Consider the following 16,846-nt stretch of genomic DNA (forward strand, 5'->3'; position numbering starts at 1 on the left):
TGGTATTAACGGTTGCCGTTTGCCCGAAGGGCATTAATAACAATAGCCACGGGTGCAACCCGTTGTCAAAGAAAATAACCATTCAGCAACCCCCGCGGAGGGTTGAATATAAACAAGTGTTCAACCCCTGCAGGGTTGGATTGTTACGCCGCAGGTAACCCCGGTTTGCAACCGGGGCTATTATAAGTAAAGCCTTTCAGGCTTTCATTGTGTTGATGTTGATATGTTGTCCTTAAGAAGTGATGTGGTATTAACGGTTGCCGTTTGCCCGAAGGGCATTAATAACAATAGCCACGGGTGCAACCCGTGGTTAAGGAAAATAACCGACTAACAACCCTGCAGGGGTTGAATATACACAAACGTTCAACCCCTACAGGGTTGGATTGTTACGCCGCAGGCAACCCCGGTTTGCAACCGGGGCTAAGTAAAGCCTTTCAGGCTAACATTGAACGTTGAACAAGAGAACATTGAACACCAAAGCCTCGTAGAGGCGGCATGTTAGTAGCCAACGAAACAAGGTTTCCCCGTAGCGCCGTAGGTGCGATATGTTAAGCAGGATGATGTGTAACAGGATGTTGTTGTTGGTTACCAGGCCCTGCTATACTGCGGGAAAAGCCGCATAGAGAATCCACAGTACAAGAGTGCGACGCAAGGAACGCTCCATGGTAGTTCCTGCTGCCGGGCCCATAAAAAATCTTCAAAACAGCCGGAGGCTGATTGCTGTAATTGATTAAAGCATAACAGCCACACAAAAAACTGTTTAGTTTAAAGACGGGAGTTCTACATAAAAAGAGGAGCCCTTACCGTCTACACTGTCGAACCATATTTTACCCCTGTGCTCTTCCACAATTTTTTTTGAAATAGAAAGCCCGAGCCCGTAGGACTTTTCACCGAATGTACCCAGCCGCATTACTTTTTCCGGGGCTGAGAATATTTTGTCTTTAAACTCGTCAGGAATGCCAATGCCCTGGTCTTGTACACACAATAATACGGATGAAGTTCTTTTTTGCAGGCTGATTTTGATTTCGGTGCCAGGTGGGCTAAACTTTATAGCGTTGCTGATAATGTTACTTATAACCCGCCATATTTTTTGTGTGTTAAGCATTATTTCTGCAGGCTCTGCCACCAGGTAAAGCTGCTGGTTTTTTTCATCGGCTTTGGCCTGCTGCAGTTCTACGCAACTTTCTAAAAGCCGGGCCATATCCACCAGTTCTTTCCTGGTGGAGGAAAGCTGCCGCCTGTCGTTAAGCAAATCGTTTATCAGGTTAAGGGATGTGCCGCAGGTATCCTGTACCAGCTCCAGTATTTCCCGCTGCTGGGCTGGCTGCTCTTTGCGTAACAGGGAATATACCAGGTTGCGCATGGCACTGATGGGGTTCTTTAAATCGTGCGCCATAATGCGCAGTATATGGCTGTTCTCCCGGTGGCTTTGTTCCAGCGAGTTAAACGCGTTCTGCAGGTCTTCATTTTTCCGGTTCAATTCTTTTACATGCCTTGATGACCGCCTGAGGTTATACCAAACCAGCAACACAATGGCTACCACCATCATAAGCACGGTAACTGCGATAACCAGGTACATATTTTTTACCTGGTTGTCCTTTTGCAGGGCCGCGTTAAGCGCCTTTTGTTCCATGCTTTCAAACTCCCGGTTAATGTCCATGGCAGCAAATTTCCTGTCGCGTATGTCAACAGAATCTTTAAGTTTATTGTAGGCCTGCAAAACATCAAAAGCAATATCGCGTTGTTGTGTTTTAACCAGTAGCTCTGTTTTAAGGCGGTACCAGCGCAGCATAGCGTTTTCATTGGGCAATGTATCCAGCAGCGCTTTAACTATGGTCAGCAGGCTGTCAGCCTGGTTAAGTTTGTTCATTTTAATATACAGGCCAGCCAGCGATACCTGTGTGCTGCTGGTATAGGCTTTATCTGTTAACCCTGTTACTTCGGCGCTCTTAATGTACATGGATTCAGCTTCGCTGTATTTGCGCATGTCTTCCAGCATCTGCGCTTTGTTGCCATATACAACAGCTTTGGCCAGCCTTGCAAAATAATGTTGCTGGGGAAACCTGCTTTCGTTTTGGGAAATATAATCAAGCGCTTTGTTGTAGTAGTGGTCGGCACTGTCAAACCGGCCCAGGCGGTAATAGCAGATGCCAATATTATCCAGGTTGCGTTGTATAATAACAAAGCGGTTATAGTTATCCTGCGGGCATTGCATTTGCTGTATACAATCATTGTAAAAATAGCTGGCCGCCAAATCATACCTGGCCTGGGTAAAAAAAAGATACCCATTGTAGCTGTCGTATTCTACCAGGCTACATTTGTCTTTCATAAACTGCATTGCCATTTGTTTGGCGCGGGAATAATAGTAGAAAGCTTCGTTGTACCTTTTCAGCTTGTAGTAGCAATCGCCTTTGTAAAACAATGCCCTTACATGGTAGGATGCGTAAGCCTCCCTCTCTTTTTTATCCTCTGTTAAAAGCAGCATGCTGTCTGAAACAGACATGGCTTTAATGTAGTTGGTTTTTACATAATAGGCCACATCCCTGTCGCGGTCAAATTTTTCAAACCAGTCTATAAGGCCCGGGTTGGGGAATGAGCGAAAAGCGTTATTCAGCAGTTCCAGGGCCGCTTCTTTATCCTCATTTTTAGATGAGTCGTACTTATCGTAGTACACTTGAAAATACTCAGGATGGCCCTCTTTATCTTCGGGGCTGTAGCAGCCTGTTAAGATAAAAATGCAGCAGACCAACAGAGGGGTAATATAACTTCTAAACAGCATTGCAGCCGGGTTACATGCACGAAGCTAATTTTTTTATAGCATACCTGCCCGTTTACGCAAACCTAAAAAATATAAGGGCTCGATTTCAGGCGGCTTCTTGGGGATCTGTTAAACGTGATAACTTTAAAAAGTAAAGAAAACGGGGGCGAAATTGCATCCGGCTTTTGTGAATACCTGTCTATTGAACAATACCCTCATGTAGCTTACGGTTTGTAAGGTGATAGCCCGCTTGCCTTTCCCTCAGGTAGTTTACCTGCAGGAATTGCAAGACGCCTCCGGCGTTTGAATACAAGTTTTATGGCCTTGGCAGCAGGAACCGATATTGAGCATCGTTGCGTCGCACTCTTCGGCGGTTAGATTCGCTATGCGGCTTTTCCTGCAGGGAAGGAATTTGCTATGCCATACCCGGCTGATGAGTGTTTTGTTAGTTTGCAGAAAATAAAACGGCTTGGTATTTTTAAAGCATTAGTGTTGGATAGCAAACAGTAAAAAACCTGCAATGGTAAACGCTTTGAATAATGAAAGAAAAAGGCGAACAACCGGGAAGCCCAGGTGGAAGTCCTGGTGATGTGAAATTTCCGTTATTCCACCATATTAGCTGTAACGCCTGTTGGTTTATCAAACAGGTAAATAAGCAAACCGAGGCCCAGTATGCCAATGCCAATACTGCTTTCCACAGGTTTGTCTTTAAAAGTAAACACCAGCACATAGGCATTAAAGGCAAGAAAAATAATTTGAAGAACCGGCTTCAAAGGGCTGGTAAAACGGCCGGGCTTTTTACCTTTTATGGCAAGGCTGGTGGCTACCGTTAACGAGGCCATTAGCTGCAGCACAAAACCCGCATAAAGCAATACTTTTTCAAAAGAGCCGGTAAGCGTAAGCACAATGCTGATAAGCACATGCGCCCAAACCGCTTTTACCGGTATGCCATGTTTGTTTTTCTGTGCCAGCGGCCGCCATAGCTTATGTTCAACCGCCATAGCCCAGGTTACCCTTGGGCCTACCCATAAATAAGAACTGATGGTGGCCACCAGTTGAATGGCTATAAATACGCTTACCCACTTGCCACCAGTGCTGCCCAGCAAGTTAGTGTAGGCAATAAAAGTAACTTCTTCTTTGCCCTGCATTTCTGCGGCAGAAGCATTGCGCAGCAGCGCCACCTGGAACAGCACATACACCACAATCACAAATAAGGTACTCCCCACCAGTGCCGCCGGCAGGTTTTTTCGTGGGTTGTCAATTTCGCCGGCCACATAGGCCGCGGCATTCCATCCAATATAGGCAAAGCTTACAAATACCATAGATACGGCAAAGCCGGGCTGCAGCAACTCCTGCTGCCAGCCGGCGTTAAAGTTTACGGCATTGGCGCCGCTATAAGAAAGCGAGAAAGCCAGTACAATAAGTGTTACAATAAACAGCACTTTAATAAGCGTGGTAATGTTTTGAAAACGGCTGCTGTGCCGTATGGTAAAACTGTGCATTAACCCTATCGCGATGATGATACCTATGGCAAGCCATAAGTTACCCTGCAGCCCAAATGGCGAAAGGTACTTGGTAAAGGCCATGGCTGCCAGTGCTACCGGCGCTGAAAAACCTACAGTAAGCCCCGCCCAGGCAGAAAGATAACCCAGTACCGGGTGAAACAACCGGGACAGGTAAATATAATCTCCGCCGGACTCTTTAAAATGCGTACCCAGTTCGGCATAGGCATAGGCCCCAAACAGTGACAGTATGCCGCCGGCCATCCACAAGATTAAGATACTCCAGGTGCTTTGTACAGATGAAAGCTGAAAGCCCAGGCTGGTAAAAACACCTGTGCCTATCATGTTCGCCACCACAATTGCTGATGCGGTATAAATACCAATCTTCTTTTTCAAACAATAAATGTTAAGGTTACAGAAAATGTGTTGGTTGGCGGTTAGTGGCGCCCGCTATCCATAAAACCGGGCGCCTCATAAAAATATTACAGCATGGCCGTACCAGCAAATATTAAACAGTTTAGTAGATGAGCGAAGGATAGTGACAGGCACCCTGATACCGTTTCCTTAAGAAAATTAATGTCAGGTTCAGCTCAGCAATAGGTCAGGGGCTATTGCATTCCGCTTTAGAAGATTTTTAGGGGGTGTCCCTCGTACCTCGGGCCGGGCTTTTCGCTTTTACTCCGGCACAAAAGCTCTGCTGCGATAACCTCACCGGGGTAACCGCTGCAATCCCTCACCCGAAAGTGAATCACGCTGCTGCTTTATCGGGCTGCTTGTATAAATGTTAGTTAGAATGTAACTGCCCTGCGCATAAGCAGGATAAACTCTGTCTAAATTGTGTTATATACCGTTATCTTATATCCCCGGCATTCAACAAGCCCAGGCTGGCAGCACAATGTCATTAAGTTAAGAAGAAAGACTTTGTTCTTTGCGCTGTAGGTGCTACCTGTTTGTAGAAATAGCATAAAACAAGGGAATCATGCCGCATAGCGGCTACCCTTAAGCGTCGATTGGGTAGCCACTACGTGGCATCCGTTCATGTAAATGATTTTGTTTCTACAAACATAAAGCCCCGATGGGGCTTAACTTAATTACATTGGCTGGCAGCACTAAGGAAGCAAAGTTGATATGCACCCTGTTGCGATCCTATTTTACTTCCAGCAAATGAAAGCCATAAGGGGCTATTACCAGGTATTCATGGTCAGCGCCAACACTGAAGTTTTGTTCTGTCCAGTGGTCGTACAGCAGGGTGGGGGCGTTGGTTTTTTCTTTAAAGGCAAACCAGGTAAGCAGTGCCTGGCTGTTGCTGAAATTAAACACACAAAACAGGCGTTGCTCCACATCATCCCGCAGGTAGCCGGCAACATGAATATTGTGCGGCGATAGCCAGGTAATATTGCTTTTATCTGCAACTACGTTAAGGTTGCTGCGTATGCTGATGAGTTTTTGTGTGCCGGTAAAAACACGGTTCTCTGCCGTGCCGGGGGTTTCGGCCAGTTTGCTTTTTCTGCTGTTGATTACGGGCCGGTGCATCCAGCGGTTATCATAGCTTTTGCCGGGGTCGGTTTCATAACTGTAATCGTTGGTGTAAGCTGCTTCATCACCGTAAAACAGCATAGGTACGCCGCCTATAAACATGCTTAAAGCCTGCATCATGAGTATTTTGTTAACCGCGGTATCTATGGCCCCGCTGTTATTATCGGCTAAGGCTTTCTCCAGCCCGCAAAGAGAGGCCAGCGACCCGCTTATCCTTGCATCGCCCGTTTTGGGGTTAGAAGAAAATAGTGCCCCGCTGGCTGGCGAGCCGGGATAAGTGCCGGCATAATAGTTTTTTAAAAAGTTACGGTGGGCAAATGGTTCAAAGCCGGCCTGCCTTATGGTTTCATCTGTAAAGCCCAGGCCAATATCATCGTGGCAGCGGGTATAGGTAATCCATGATGTGCCGTAAGGTTTGTTCCATATATCGTGCTGTGCTTTAAGCATAACGGCGGTATTGCCGGTTGCCAGCGCATCCCATTGCAGCGCCATTTGGGTGGCGTTGTAGGCAAAGTCGCATTCCTGGGCAGTATATTCTCCTGAGCCAAAATATTTCATTATTTCCCTGGGGGCTACAATTGCTTCGCCCAGCAGGGCCATGCCGGGCGCCGCCACCTGCACACACTGCTTAACAAGGCGCAAAATGCTATGCGCTTCCTCCAGGTTTTGACAGGTGGTACCCAGCTCTTTCCATATAAAAGCCGGCGCATCAATGCGCAGTATATCTACACCCAGGTTGGCATAAAACAAAATGTTTTCCAGCATGGCTACCAGTACGTTGGGGTTGCGGTAATTTAAATCCCACTGGTAGTTGTGAAAAACCGTCATTACCCATTTGCCGCATTCCGGCACATAGGTAAAGCTGCCCGGCGCCGCTTCAGGAAATATTTCGGGCATTGTTTTTTCGTACTCATCGGGCAGGGTACGGTCGTTAAAAAAGTAAAAAAAGTCCTGGTAATAAGCGTCGCCCTGGCGGGCTTTCTCTGCCCATTCATGTTTGTGGGAAGTGTGGTTAAGCACGATATCAATCATCAGGTACATGTTTTTCTCCAGCATTTTCTGCTGTAACTCACGCATATCTGCGATTGTACCAAAACGCTCATCCACTTTCCTGAAATTGCTTACCGCGTAACCGCCATCACTCTCATTGGCAGGACTTTCAAACACAGGCATCAGGTGTAAAAAATTCACGCCCAGTTTTTCAAAATAGCCCAGTTTTTCCGCAAGCTGTTGCAGGTTGCCGCAAAAGCGGTCAACATAAAGGCTCATGCCGGTAATGTGGTTGGATAAAAACCAGGCCTGCTGTTGCTGCTGTTTAAGCAGGTCTTTTTGTTGCAGGGCTGCGCTGCGTTGTTCATGAGCGGTTATTATTACGGTTAGCAGCTTTTCAAAAGCTTCCTCGCAGGCTGCATGTTGGTCGTACAGCTCATGGTACAGTGTGTTAATAGCGGCGCTGTTGGCCATAAAACGGGCGTAAAAAAGCTTGTCTTGCGCAGCGGTAGTATGCTTTTGCAATAAAGCGCTTATTTGTTGATGCAGGTGGTAGTTGTACATAAATTCGTTAATAAGTTTTATATACTACATAGGGTATGGTTTGTAATGTTGACGGCATTATGCCGGAGTTTCCAATTCCGCTGCTTCTACACGCAGAATTGCACAACCGGGTTTGACGGTAGTTCCCAACGGTTGGCTCATAAAAAACACTGCACTAATGTTGCTCACGGTAAGTGAGATTTTTTTGGTGGCAGGGGGCAGAAACTTCCATGAAGCTTCGTTGCGTCGTCCCGAAATTTCGGGATTCATCGTCCGGTTATCAATGGGGCTTTGCCCACCATGGCTAATTCGTTATCTATGTTGTTTCCACGGGTCATCCGGCATAAGGTCGCCTAATGACCCACCCCCACGGGCACCTGCACCCCTTCTTCGGCTTTTACCGTTTTGATGAGTGTGGTTGCCGCCGACGCAACTAACAGCAAAACTGCGGCGAATGTTATGGCAAGCGAAGGGTCGTTACCCAAAAAATGTTTGTATATGTAGCCAAAACTTAGCGTTTGCAATATCATGGGTACCACAATCATCATATTAATAATGCCCATATAAACGCCATAACGCTCTTTAGGTATGCTGCCCACCACCATTATGTAGGGCACGCCCATCATGCTGGCCCAGGCAATACCAAAACCAATCATAGGTGCAAACAGCAGGTATTTGTTTTGAATGTGCGGCAGGATAAAGAGCGATAATGAGGCCAGTGCGAGGCATACTACATGCACCCTTTTGGCGCTGAATTTTTTGGCCAGCCACACCAGGCTGAAAGCGGAGAGAAAGGTAACAACGTTATAAAAGCCATTTACCAGGCCTGTCCATCCCACTGCCTGTTCATACAGTGTTTTATTGGTTTCAGAACTAATATTCCATACTGATTTAGCAATGCTGTGAGAAATATATTGCCAGTAACAGAACATGGCATACCACTGGAACAGGTACACCAGCCCCAGTTGCCATAAGGTTTTAGGCATATCTTTTATAGCGGAAGCTATTTCTATGAAAGGGGCGAATAAACCGCCTTTGTGTGCCCTTAATGCAGCCAACTCCTGCTGGGTGGGCGGTATTTCAGGCGTTTTTGTTACCGACCACAGGACGGATGTAATGGAGCAGAAGGCGCCAACAAAGAAGGAGCCATACACCCAATAAGGTATGCCGCTTTGCCCGTCAGCGGTGGTGGATTCTCCTTTTATAACCTTCTCAAACAAAAACAAAGAAACATTGGCCAGCGTTATGCCCAGCCCTGTAAAAAAGCTTTGGGTAAGAAAACCCAGCGGCCGCTGCTCGGTGGGTAGCTTATCTGCAATAAAAGCACGGTAAGGTTCCATGGCGGTGTTATTGGCGGCATCTAAAATCCACAACAGGCCAACCGCCATCCACAAGGCACTGCTAAAGGGGAAAGCGAAAAGGCAAAGGCTGCAAAAAATGGCCCCTATAAGAAAGTAAGGTTTGCGCCGCCCCCATTTTGGGTGCCAGGTCTTATCGCTTAATGCGCCTATCAGGGGCTGGATTAATAAGCCTGTCATAGGCCCGGCAAGATTTAAAATAGGCAATTCTTCTGGTTTGGCATGCAGGAAAGTGTAGAGTGGGTTAACCGCCGTTTGCTGCAGCCCGAAGCTGTACTGGATACCGAAGAAACCGACATTCATATTAATGATCTGCCAGAAACTCAGTTTTGGTTTTAGAGACATAAGCAATCTTTAGCGTAATGATGGTTACAGGCATTAAATATAACCAAACATCATAACAATAAACATTGCCTGCTGTTTAAAAAAAGATGCTGTAAGTATAAACGTCTAAAAAGTAAATGGCGGCAGTCAAGGGTAAAAATGTGGCTATTGTGCGCCGACCCTACTGGTTTTCAGGAAAAGGAAAAGCCTGTTGCGTTCTCATTTCCTTTTATAAAACCTGCCCGCGAAAGCAGCGGCGTGTTGCACCTTCGGGTGAGGGATTGCAGCGGATACCCCGGTGAGGCCATCGCAGCGGGGCTTTGTGCCGGAGTAGGAGCGGAAAGCCCGGCCCGAGGTACGAGGGACACCCCCTGAAAAAAATCTTATATAGACATGTTTAAACCCGTACGTACCATTTTTTCCTGTCCATAATATAACCCACCATCCAGCAAAAGAGCATCCAGGATATGGCGAACAGCAAGGAGCCGGTATAAGCGCCTGCGTGACTGAAAACGTTTTGATACAGCCACTGGTACAACGATGTGCCGCCAACGCTTACCAGCCACATGATGATGACGCCAACCTCGCTTAACAGGTAAATGAACAGCGGGTTTTTGCCAAACACCTGGAAGAAGTATGTGCCCTTGGTGCGGCCCAGGAAATCAACATAGTAGATAACAACGGCCAGCAGCATACAATCGAGGCCTACGGTGTGAAGGACAAAGGTGCTGGTCCAGAGTTTTTTATTAATGGGGAAACCAAAATTCCACCAGTAAGCAATAACAAAAATCAGAAAACCTACCAGCAGCAGTTTGGCAAGGCCTTCAAAGGTTTTGCCGCGCTCCTGTATGTAGGCGCCTGCCACGAAACCGCCGACAATGTTGCCGATGGATGGGAAGGTGCTAAGCAGGCCTTCGGGGTCAAAAGGTACGCCTTCGCCCATGTACAGGTGTTTGTCTCCAATAAGCCAGCGGTCAAGCTTTAAAACCGCATTGCCGGCCAGGCTCAAGGGGTCGGGGCTGTCGCCAAAAAACATTAGTATGGGTTTGTATAATAACAGTATGATAATGGTAATGATTACCGTAGCGCGGGTTTTGAAAAAGTATAGCATAAGGCTGCTGATGCCATAAGCCAGCGCAATTCTTTGCAGTACGCCAAAAATGCGGGTTTCTGCAATGGGTTTTAATACAAGCTCATGCTGTTGGTTATACTGGAAAAAAGGGAACCAGTACATTAAGTAACCCAGTAAAAAGATAAGGATGGTGCGTTTAAGGATTTTACCTACCACACGGGAGGTGCTCATGAATTCCCATTTGCGCATCACAAAACTCATGGCATTTCCCACGGCGAACATGAAGGAAGGAAACACAAGGTCAGTGGGGGTAAAACCATTCCACGATGCATGCAGCAGTGGTGCAAAAGTGGTATCTCCATTGCCGGGGGTATTAACGATAATCATCAGGCAAATAGTCATTCCACGGAACACATCCAGAGCCGGGAAACGTTGATTGGTGACGCTCATGTGAGGTTAGGTTAATTTATTGCCCAATGTAATTAATTATGAAAAACAGCCTTCAAAAAAATTGCATGCCCGGCAAAGAATTTTATAAAACGCTACAGTTGCAGCGCTATATTTTTCTAAAGATGCGCAATAAGATAGTGATGATAATGCTTAGCAGTATCATGGTAGTAATGGGAAAATAAAAGCGGAAATTTTCTTTTTCTATGCGGATATCGCCCGGCAGCCGGCCAATCCAGTGCAGCTTGTCGTGAAAGAAGTAAATAACAATGCCGGCCAGCAGCAACAGCGCCCCGGCAATGATGATGTATTTACCTGTTTCAGGGTTCATGTTTTTATAATAACGGTGTGATGTTTAATGTTTGTAGATTAGCTGTAAGCATGCGTGTTGCCATGCTGCCCGTAAAATTATTAACCTATTGCATATGTTAAGAAAAAGATGGTTTAAAATTCTGTTGCTGCTGATAGCTGTACTTGTTTTAGTGTACCTGCTTGGCCCACACCCTGCCACCCCTGTGTATGCTACGGATATGCCTAAAGTACCGCAACAGGCAACACTGCTGGAAGAATATATAGCAGCCGGCGAAGCCGTGCACAAACTAAAGCCCAACAATGAGGCCCGCATTGTTTGGTACAATGACTCCCTGAAAAATGTTACGGATTACGCTATTGTGTACCTGCATGGCTTTTCCGCCTCGCAGGAGGAAGGGCGGCCTGTACACGCCAATATAGCCCGGGAGTTTGGGTGCAACCTGTACCTTTCCCGGCTGGCTGAACATGGCATAGATACCATTGACCCGATGAAAAACCTTACTCCTGAAAAGTATTGGGCCAGTGCCAAACAGGCATTGGCCATAGGCAGGCAGTTAGGCAAAAAAATAATACTGATGGGAACATCCACCGGCGGGTCTAACGCCTTACAACTGGCCGCCGCTTACCCAAACGATATTGCCGCGTTGGTTTTACTAAGCCCTAACATTGCCATTAACAACGATAAGGCCTGGCTGCTGAACAACCCCTGGGGTTTACAGATTGCCCGGCTGGTTACCGGGGATGATTACAGTACAGCCAAAGATGACCGGCCCATTTACAAACAATACTGGCATTGGCGTTACCCGCTGGAAGCGGCGGTAGAATTGCAGGAATACCTGGAAACCACCATGACGCCTGAAACCTTTAAAAAAATTACCCAGCCTACACTAATGCTGTACTACTACCGGGATGAAGTACACCAGGACAGTGTTGTAAGTGTGCCAGCCATGCTGCAGATGTTTAATGAACTGGGCACACCTAAAAACCAAAAAATAAAACAGGCCATACCCAACGCGGATAACCATGTATTGGGCAGCTACATAAAAAGCCATGACCTGCTAACCGTGCAAAAAGCCATTGAGGATTTTATGGAGAAAAAGCTGGGGCTGCAACGTGTGCCGCACATTTAATACCTTACATCAAAGGATTGTTTCTGCAATATGCGTATGGTATAATACACTACAAATAGCATGGCGCTAAAGGCGAAAGTAAAGGCCCATACCTGCAAATATTGCTGTGGTATTAATACATGCTTTGCCGATGATTTAAGCAGTACTGTGGGTTTTGTAACAATATTCCAGCTATTATACCTAAGATAACGGCCAACATAAACGCCGTAGCCAGCGAGTATGATAAACAGCGAGCTGGTAATTTTTAGCCATACCGGTTTAAGTTGGCGGGCCAGGTAGCTTTCTACCTGCATCCAGGATACAAAGCCAAGTATCAAACCATTCCAGGCGCCGGATATTACCAGCAACAGGTCGTACCAGTAGGGTATTGGTGCCCTTTGCTCAAAGTGAAAAACATCGGTAACAATATAGGGCGCATTGGGAAAGAACAAGAGCCAGCCCCCCATTAACAGTAACGGCTTTAGCCCCATGCTTGTGTAAGCCTGCAGGCGCCTGCTAAAAAGCAACGGCACTATGGCCAGGAAGAAGTTCCATGGATAAAACATATAGGCCATGCTGCGTGTATAAGCAAGCCTTGCTGCCAACAGTACCAGTGTAAAGCCTATGGAAAGCAGTAACGTCTTTTCAACATTGGTTAACTTTTTCATCTTCTTCATATCTCTTGCAGGTTTAATATAGGTGGTGGCAAGGTCTGCCAGGTTAATTTTGTTGTTCATACAGTTATAACAGCTTAGGTAAAAAAATAACAACGCCGGCAACAACGCTTATGGCCGCGGTAAACAACACTGCCCCTGCGGCCATATCCTTTACTGCTTTAATAACAGGGTGGTAATCTTCCTGCACCAGGTCACATATTCTTTCTATGGCGCTGTTCACCATTTCCAATGCCAGCACAACAGCCATGCACAACAGCAGCATCAGCCATTCTGTAACCGATACCCCCAAACTATAGCCCAATACGGTTGCCAGAACAGCGGCCGATAACTGCACTTTCCCATTCCTTTCGTGCAGGAAGAAATACCACAGGCCGTTAAATGCGTTTTTAAAAGATGATATAATGGATTGCCGTTTCATTGACGATGTTAGTTGCCATTTAATGAGGGTGAGGGTTTATTCTGATACTGCCCGTTTGCATGAATGGTAGTTTTAAGCCTGCCTATAGTTTTACTGAATTTCAGTTTCATTTTTTTGTTGTAGGCTGCATAATGATTGTTGCCGGCTTTAAATAAATTTTTGTGCGCCATCCATATTACCTGGGCGGTAAGCAGGTAAAAATATTTGTACCAGTAAAAGCAAAATAATTTGGATATGCCGCTTTTCCTCATAAAAATGGTACGCAACCTTTCCTGCTGAAATTGTATGTGCGGCGCTTCATCAATAAGTATGTCTGTGCATATTTCTTTCAACAGGTTACAACCCGTTGCGTCTTTAAGTGACTGGTAAAATATTTGTGCCGCACATTCAACGGTTATTACAGTGATTGTCCACCATTCCATGCTTGTATTAAGGTGCCGTATTTTTCTAAATAACGCATCTCCCCAGTTATAAGTAAGCCTGGGTTTTTCAATCATATCAAGGTACCTGCCCAGGTTAGCGCCATGTTTCTGTTCCTCTTTAATAAACAGTTCAACGGCTTTAACATAAAACAAGTCTCCTGTTTGTGCAGCATAGCGTTTGGCTGCCTTAATAAGGTTGCTACCGTCGGATGTTTCGCCCAGTTGCCAGGCCTGTAGCGACGGCAGTATCGGATCTATTTCTGCTTTTGTTGCACCCGGTTGCTGGTTCCAGTTAATCCTGCTTATTTGCAGGTTATTGCTGAAGTAAGAGAACCATTGTTCAGAAGTTTTCATCGTGCGTTTTTTAAGTGTTTATTGTGTACCCGGCCCTGGTAGCTTCAGGATACCAGCACTGGTTTTTCATGGCGGCATCGTTGCGTCGCAATCACTTCATCGTTCGGTTCAATGGGCGGCTTTTCAGCCCCTTATTGATGGACTTTCAACTTGAGCCTTTTGGCAAACAAATACGCTGTGTCACCACCGCGCCAGGGATTGCAGCGGTTACCCCGGTGAGGATTTGTGTGTTGGCTTCTGTGCCGGAGTAATAGCGGAAAGCCCGGTGCCCTTGCGATAGCTTGGGCAGGCGCCCTGTATATGTAAGAACTGTTTTTTGGGTAAAGGCACCGGTTACGGAGGTAACCGGTAGCCTTTGGTTTTTCAAGGGTGCGTTGAATTTGTAACTGCATGTAAAGTGCTTTTTGTTTTATGCAGCATCGTTCGGTACTGTTTTAAGGGCTGGGTTGTACCAGTTTATTTTTCTGCTGGCGTACATGATTAGTGCAAGTATGATGAACAATCCTATGCTGCCAATAAGCAGGGATGTATCTTCTAAACTGATGAGCACAAATATGAACGCGTATAACAGTGTAAGCACAGAAGTAAAGGCCAGCGCAGGCTTCCAGTTTTTAAAATGGCTTTTAACATACATGGTAATAAGCGCTATGGTAGCTGTTGCCGCTATGCCGTAAGCATATACAAAACGTATAAGCTCGCTGATGGATAAGAGCAGCGTATAGAAGATAACCAGTGCAAAACCTACCAGTATGTACTGCACCGGGTGTACCGGTTTGTTTTGCATAAGCTCAGTAATAAAGAACAACGCGAAACTTAAACCGATGATGAGTACTGCATATTTGGCACTGCGCATGGTTTGTGCATATTGGTCTGCAGGTTGTACCATGCTTACACCAAAGGAGAGGTTATTGTCTTTTTTAAGGCTGCCTGTTATAACGGTTGAGAACGGCAGATTAGCCTGGTTAAACTTCCACACAGCGTTAAAGCCTTTGCTGTTAATGGTATAGTCCGTGGGCAAGCCGTAGCCGTTGAATGATGGGCTTGGCCATTCTGATTGCATGCTGAATGTGCTGTTGGCGCTGAGCGGCATAAAGTGCAGTTGCTCGCTGCCACGTATTTTGATGTTGCCTGCAAAGCTTAATGGCAGTAACAGGTTTTCGGAAGTTAAAGGTATGGGTACGGAAAGTCCATCAGTATCTATTGGATTGGTGGGCAGGCCGGGTGACAGAGTATAACGGGCTCCATTGAAGGTGATTGCCACTTTTTCTTCAATGCCTTTAAAATCTTTGATGCCAATACAAAGCCTGGCTTCATCCAGCTTAAGATTGGCCGGGTTAATGTCTTTAGGCAGGCTTACTTTAAAGTTGCCCTGCAGGTTTAAATCGCTGTGGTATAGCAACACTTTGTAGATGGAGCGTGGCCTTTGTTCTGGTATTATTTGGCCATTCACGCTAAGCTCTTCAGGAAGCAGCGTGATGTTGGTTTGAGCGGCAAGGGGTAAACCTTTTTCATCTGTTTTTACATGCGGCACTACAATGTACGGGCCGGAAATAGTTTGGGCTGATGCCCATTTGCTGCTTACTTCTTCCACTATTTCTTTCTGGCGCTGCTCCCGTTCCTGCACCAGGCTTTGAACAAAAACCGTGGGGATGAGCATTACCAAAATAAGGGCGCCTGTAATGCAGGCCTTAATAAGCACTTTGTTGTTGTTACCGGGCTGTGATGGTTTTGGGGCGTAACTGGTTTCCATATATGTGTATGTTTGATTTGAAAAGTTTCCTGGTTGCGGTCCGGTTTCTGCCGGATGGTCGTAATAACCGAAATAGTTTTTTAAGGGTTTAAGGTTGAGTAGTATGGCTATGCCGCTACAGGTAAAAAGAGCGGTGGTGATAGCAAGGGCTACTTCAAGAATTTGATCTGCATTTTTCCAGTAGAAGGGGGAGAAAACAATGCCAGCGATAACGCCATAGCACAGGCTTAGGAGAAAATTAATGCCAACCAGGTAATAGACTTTTGTCGTAAACCGCTTTTCCATCGCCTCTATTCTGAATACTGTGAAAAAGTATACAATCAATACAGGCAGGCTCCCCACCAAAGAGGCAAAAAAGGAAACAAATAATGCTGGAATTACGCCTCGAGGTTCACCAATTAAGAAACAGATGGATACACCCGCGGTAAAAGTGAGCACAGTGTGAAACCACAATCTTGCAGAGATGCTGTAATCAGTATATTCTTTGCTCATTTGGTTAGGTTTTTTTCGGTGTGCATCATCCATCCACAATGAATAAACAAAACGCTCATGCATATTACCCAGCTTAGCCCCGCCATTCTAATCAGTAGGTTATCCTGCGGTGTGTACTGTTGAGGTATGGCCAGGCATACAAATATTATTACCACTGTTACCAGCAGGGCTGCTATCAAATGCGTGGAAAGGATGAATTTTTTCATAGCTGTGCGTTTAATTCTTTTGGAGTGTAAACCTGAGCAGGCTTTTTTGTTTTGCTGTAACTGTACCGTTTAGCTGCGGTTGAATGGTATGGATGATAAGCCTTGTACGTACCCGTTTTTGCTTCCTGATCCTGCAGGCCCATGCGTACATGAGCGCCAGGCCCATGAATACAATGTAAATAATTATAAGTTTCATTTTGTTTATTTAAAAGTACTTTGAAATTCAAAGTACAAGTGCAAAAAAAATTTTACCCCAAAGACTTTATCATTTGCTCCAAAGCGTCAAGGTGTTGCTTAAAAGCTTTTTCGCCTGCTTTGGTAACAGAATAAGTTGTGTTTGTTTTACGACCAATAAAGCCTTTTTGAACTTTGATGTATCCACTTTCTTCCAATGTTTTCAGGTGACTTGCCAGGTTGCCATCGGTAACCTGTATCAGTTCTTTAAGGTCGTTAAAGTTTACTTCGGTGTTAACCATTACGGCGCTCATAATACCCAGCCGTATGCGGCTGTCGAACACTTTATTTAAATTTTCTATCGGATTCTTCATACCCCTTATCCCCTGTGGGGAAATTTAA

General features: G+C 45.8%; 14 protein-coding genes. 1 reads left to right on the top strand and 13 read right to left on the bottom strand.

Features of this window, described 5'->3' with window-relative positions; all coding sequences use genetic code 11:
* Positions 1-760 precede the first annotated feature (760 nt).
* From F0364_RS05790 to F0364_RS05815, 6 genes are all read right to left on the bottom strand, one after another.
* Positions 761-2,779: a tetratricopeptide repeat-containing sensor histidine kinase gene (locus F0364_RS05790; protein WP_153796821.1), complete on the bottom strand. Its 2,019-nt coding sequence runs from the start codon at positions 2,777-2,779 to the stop codon at positions 761-763.
* Between the two features lie 581 nt (positions 2,780-3,360).
* Entirely contained in the window at positions 3,361-4,656 is a 1,296-nt protein-coding gene (locus F0364_RS05795; protein ID WP_207632535.1) for an APC family permease, read from the bottom strand.
* Between the two features lie 750 nt (positions 4,657-5,406).
* A complete protein-coding gene (locus F0364_RS05800) occupies positions 5,407-7,350 on the bottom strand; it encodes an alpha-amylase family glycosyl hydrolase (protein ID WP_153796822.1) in 1,944 nt (647 codons plus the stop codon).
* A gap of 332 nt (positions 7,351-7,682) precedes the next feature.
* On the bottom strand, positions 7,683-9,032 hold the full coding sequence (locus tag F0364_RS05805) for an MFS transporter (protein ID WP_153796823.1): 1,350 nt from the start codon (positions 9,030-9,032) through the stop codon (positions 7,683-7,685).
* Between the two features lie 376 nt (positions 9,033-9,408).
* Positions 9,409-10,533 carry an acyltransferase family protein gene (locus tag F0364_RS05810; protein WP_153796824.1) on the bottom strand — a complete coding sequence of 375 codons (1,125 nt, stop codon included), beginning with the start codon at positions 10,531-10,533 and terminating at the stop codon, positions 9,409-9,411.
* Between the two features lie 106 nt (positions 10,534-10,639).
* Positions 10,640-10,861 carry a DUF2905 domain-containing protein gene (locus tag F0364_RS05815; protein WP_153796825.1) on the bottom strand — a complete coding sequence of 74 codons (222 nt, stop codon included), beginning with the start codon at positions 10,859-10,861 and terminating at the stop codon, positions 10,640-10,642.
* A gap of 94 nt (positions 10,862-10,955) precedes the next feature.
* Between F0364_RS05815 and F0364_RS05820 the strand changes: the two genes are divergently transcribed.
* On the top strand, positions 10,956-11,972 hold the full coding sequence (locus F0364_RS05820) for an alpha/beta hydrolase (protein WP_153796826.1): 1,017 nt from the start codon (positions 10,956-10,958) through the stop codon (positions 11,970-11,972).
* Here F0364_RS05820 and F0364_RS05825 read toward each other — a convergent pair.
* The 7 genes from F0364_RS05825 to F0364_RS05850 form a co-directional block, all read right to left on the bottom strand.
* Complete coding sequence (locus F0364_RS05825; RefSeq protein WP_153796827.1) at positions 11,969-12,688, bottom strand: DUF1361 domain-containing protein; 720 nt, start codon at positions 12,686-12,688, stop codon at positions 11,969-11,971. The two genes, F0364_RS05820 and F0364_RS05825, sit on opposite strands and share 4 nt — an antisense overlap.
* 4 nt (positions 12,689-12,692) lie before the next feature.
* Positions 12,693-13,046 (bottom strand): diacylglycerol kinase family protein, encoded by a 354-nt coding sequence (locus tag F0364_RS05830; RefSeq protein ID WP_153796828.1) that lies wholly within the window; start codon positions 13,044-13,046, stop codon positions 12,693-12,695.
* Between the two features lie 8 nt (positions 13,047-13,054).
* Positions 13,055-13,822, bottom strand: a complete 768-nt coding sequence (locus tag F0364_RS05835; protein WP_207632536.1) for a ferritin-like domain-containing protein — start codon at positions 13,820-13,822, stop codon at positions 13,055-13,057.
* A gap of 409 nt (positions 13,823-14,231) precedes the next feature.
* Positions 14,232-16,064, bottom strand: a complete 1,833-nt coding sequence (gene creD, locus F0364_RS05840) for a cell envelope integrity protein CreD (protein WP_207632537.1) — start codon at positions 16,062-16,064, stop codon at positions 14,232-14,234.
* On the bottom strand, positions 16,061-16,270 hold the full coding sequence (locus F0364_RS28855) for a hypothetical protein (RefSeq protein WP_207632538.1): 210 nt from the start codon (positions 16,268-16,270) through the stop codon (positions 16,061-16,063). The genes creD and F0364_RS28855 overlap by 4 nt, the downstream gene beginning before the upstream one ends.
* A gap of 10 nt (positions 16,271-16,280) precedes the next feature.
* Entirely contained in the window at positions 16,281-16,466 is a 186-nt protein-coding gene (locus tag F0364_RS05845) for a hypothetical protein (protein ID WP_153796830.1), read from the bottom strand.
* Between the two features lie 52 nt (positions 16,467-16,518).
* Positions 16,519-16,818: a winged helix-turn-helix domain-containing protein gene (locus F0364_RS05850; protein ID WP_153796831.1), complete on the bottom strand. Its 300-nt coding sequence runs from the start codon at positions 16,816-16,818 to the stop codon at positions 16,519-16,521.
* Between the last annotated feature and the right edge of the window lie 28 nt (positions 16,819-16,846).

This window comes from Foetidibacter luteolus, from assembly GCF_009650435.1.
Classification (GTDB): domain Bacteria; phylum Bacteroidota; class Bacteroidia; order Chitinophagales; family Chitinophagaceae; genus Foetidibacter; species Foetidibacter luteolus.

Bases quoted from the DNA above. Each gene is read 5' to 3' on its own strand.
- F0364_RS05800 (WP_153796822.1), bottom strand. From the start codon at position 7,350: ATGTACAACTACCACCTGCATCAACAAATAAGCGCTTTATTGCAAAAG.
- F0364_RS05815 (WP_153796825.1), bottom strand. From the start codon at position 10,861: ATGAACCCTGAAACAGGTAAATACATCATCATTGCCGGGGCGCTGTTG.
- F0364_RS05845 (WP_153796830.1), bottom strand. From the start codon at position 16,466: ATGAAACTTATAATTATTTACATTGTATTCATGGGCCTGGCGCTCATG.
- F0364_RS05790 (WP_153796821.1), bottom strand. From the start codon at position 2,779: ATGCTGTTTAGAAGTTATATTACCCCTCTGTTGGTCTGCTGCATTTTT.
- F0364_RS05810 (WP_153796824.1), bottom strand. From the start codon at position 10,533: ATGAGCGTCACCAATCAACGTTTCCCGGCTCTGGATGTGTTCCGTGGA.
- F0364_RS28855 (WP_207632538.1), bottom strand. From the start codon at position 16,270: ATGAAAAAATTCATCCTTTCCACGCATTTGATAGCAGCCCTGCTGGTA.
- F0364_RS05850 (WP_153796831.1), bottom strand. From the start codon at position 16,818: ATGAAGAATCCGATAGAAAATTTAAATAAAGTGTTCGACAGCCGCATA.
- F0364_RS05830 (WP_153796828.1), bottom strand. From the start codon at position 13,046: ATGAAACGGCAATCCATTATATCATCTTTTAAAAACGCATTTAACGGC.
- F0364_RS05825 (WP_153796827.1), bottom strand. From the start codon at position 12,688: ATGAACAACAAAATTAACCTGGCAGACCTTGCCACCACCTATATTAAA.
- F0364_RS05805 (WP_153796823.1), bottom strand. From the start codon at position 9,032: ATGTCTCTAAAACCAAAACTGAGTTTCTGGCAGATCATTAATATGAAT.
- F0364_RS05835 (WP_207632536.1), bottom strand. From the start codon at position 13,822: ATGAAAACTTCTGAACAATGGTTCTCTTACTTCAGCAATAACCTGCAA.
- F0364_RS05820 (WP_153796826.1), top strand. From the start codon at position 10,956: ATGTTAAGAAAAAGATGGTTTAAAATTCTGTTGCTGCTGATAGCTGTA.
- creD (WP_207632537.1), bottom strand. From the start codon at position 16,064: ATGAGCAAAGAATATACTGATTACAGCATCTCTGCAAGATTGTGGTTT.